Below are 1,349 nucleotides of genomic sequence, written 5' to 3'. Positions count from 1 at the left end.
CCCTCGGGGGTAGAGCACTGGATCGGGACGGGGGGCGCGAGCCTTACCAACTCGAACCAAACTCCGAATACCGAGGAGTACTATCCAGCAGACAGACCACGGGTGCTAAGGTCCGTGGTCAAGAGGGAAACAGCCCAGACCGCCAGCTAAGGTCCCCAAGTCATGGCTAAGTGGGAAAGGATGTGGGACGGCCAAAACAACCAGGAGGTTGGCTTAGAAGCAGCCATCCTTTAAAGAAAGCGTAACAGCTCACTGGTCTAATTAAGCTGTCCTGCGCCGAAGATGTACCGGGGCTAAAGCCATGCACCGAAGCTGCGGATGCACTCATACGTGAGTGCGTGGTAGCGGAGCGTTCTGTAGGCCTGTGAAGGTGTGCCGTGAGGCATGCTGGAGGTATCAGAAGTGAGAATGCTGACATGAGTAGCGACAAACAGTGTGAGAAACACTGTCGCCGAAAGTCCAAGGGTTCCTGCGCAAGGCTAATCCGCGCAGGGTAAGCCGGCCCCTAAGGCGAGGCCGAAAGGCGTAGTCGATGGGAACCACGTTAATATTCGTGGGCCAGGTGGAGGTGACGCCCTCTGTAAGTTGTCCATCCTTATCGGATTGGTTTGGGCAGCGAAAGAGGGCCAGGAAATAACCCCACCATGAGACCGTACCCGAAACCGACACAGGTGGACTGGTAGAGTATACCAAGGCGCTTGAGAGAACGATGTTGAAGGAACTAGGCAAATTACCCTCGTAACTTCGGGAGAAGAGGGCCTCATCCTTGGGCAACCAGGGGTGAGGGGCACAGACCAGGGGGTGGCGACTGTTTACTAAAAACACAGGGCTCTGCGAAGTCGCAAGACGACGTATAGGGTCTGACGCCTGCCCGGTGCCGGAAGGTTAAGAGGAGGGGTGCAAGCTCTGAATCGAAGCCCCGGTAAACGGCGGCCGTAACTATAACGGTCCTAAGGTAGCGAAATTCCTTGTCGGGTAAGTTCCGACCTGCACGAATGGCGTAACGACTTCCCCACTGTCTCCAACATCGACTCAGCGAAATTGAACTCTCCGTGAAGATGCGGAGTTCCCGCGGTCAGACGGAAAGACCCCGTGCACCTTTACTACAGCTTCGCAGTGGCATCAGGCATTAGATGTGTAGGATAGGCGGGAGGCTATGAACCCAGGGCGCCAGCTCTGGTGGAGCCACCCTTGAAATACCGCCCTTCCGATGTTTGCTGTCTAACCGCGTCCCGTCATCCGGGACCGGGACCCTGCGTGGCGGGTAGTTTGACTGGGGCGGTCGCCTCCCAAAGAGTAACGGAGGCGCGCGATGGTTGGCTCAGAGCGGTCGGAAATCGCTCGACGAG

General features: G+C 57.0%; 1 rRNA gene. It reads left to right on the top strand.

The features are described from left to right. Positions 1 to 1,349 (top strand): 23S ribosomal RNA (locus G365_RS0119620); the annotation flags it as partial.

The sequence above is a fragment of the Novispirillum itersonii subsp. itersonii ATCC 12639 genome, from assembly GCF_000381985.1.
Lineage (GTDB): Bacteria > Pseudomonadota > Alphaproteobacteria > Rhodospirillales > Rhodospirillaceae > Novispirillum > Novispirillum itersonii.
The sequence above is the reverse complement of the archived record's forward strand: the minus strand, read 5'-3'. Positions and strand labels throughout refer to the sequence as shown.